Origin of the sequence: Acinetobacter sp. NBRC 110496 (assembly GCF_000876115.1) — a bacterium.
Taxonomy (GTDB): Bacteria; Pseudomonadota; Gammaproteobacteria; order Pseudomonadales; family Moraxellaceae; genus Acinetobacter.
Genome location: NZ_BBTF01000147.1, coordinates 1 through 931 on the forward strand (window position 1 = coordinate 1; position 931 = coordinate 931).

The following is a 931-nucleotide window of genomic DNA, read 5'->3' on the forward strand; positions in this document are numbered from 1 at the left end:
CTCTGTACACGACAAATTTCACAGAACCCTTATCCTATCAGGGTTCTGCCTTCTTAAAATTGCCAAAATTTCCTTAAACTCTTCTTTTTTCCCAAAACCAATTAAACGCTGAATCGCCATTTGAACATAGTCTAAACCATAGCGAAATAAACTCATTGAGAGTCGTCCATGCTTCTTTATTTTTATCACTTTTTTTTGATCATGTTGCCATTCACCCGTTAAGTAACACCAACAGAAGCTTATAGCTAACACCGCAATCAATTTTTTCACTCGTCTAGGGTCTGTCAAGCGCGTATTTTCAAGATTAAACCCGCGTCCTTTGAGACAACTGAATAAGGTTTCAATTTCCCAGCGTAATGCATAATCCTGAATAGCATTGGCATTAAACTGAGGAGAAACGACGAGTAAAAGCTCTCCATTTTCTAACTGTAGTGCACTTATATATAGTTTCACCCGACCAACCAAAATCCGTCGTTTACGACATTCAATTTGACCAACTTTAAGATGGCGAAATAAATCACTAATTTTATGATTCTTTCCTAAATGATTGGTGACAATGAAGTTTTTTTAACACGAATGCAGAAGTTGATGTCTTGTTCAATTAACCATGTAAACCACTGCTCACCGATAAACTCTCTGTCTGCGAACACATTCACAATACGGTCTTTACCAAAAATGGCTATAAAGCGTTGAATCAAAGCAATACGCTCTTTCGTATCTGAATTTCCACGTTTATTAAGCAATGTCCAAAGGATAGGTATCGCTATTCCACGATAAACGATTGCGAGCATCAGGATATTAATATTTCGTTTTCCCCATTTCCAATTGGTTCTATCTAAAGTCAGTTGCACTTGGTCGAATGAAAACATATTGAAAATCAACTGAGAAATTTGACGATAATCAAAATACTGACCTGCAAAGAAGCGCTGCA

The 931-nt window shown here is 36.9% G+C and carries 1 pseudogene; it reads right to left on the reverse strand.

Annotated elements, in window-relative coordinates:
- Positions 1–18: 18 nt before the first annotated feature.
- Positions 19–931 (reverse strand): annotated as a pseudogene (locus Aba26S_RS20970) (IS4-like element ISAba1 family transposase); the annotation flags it as partial.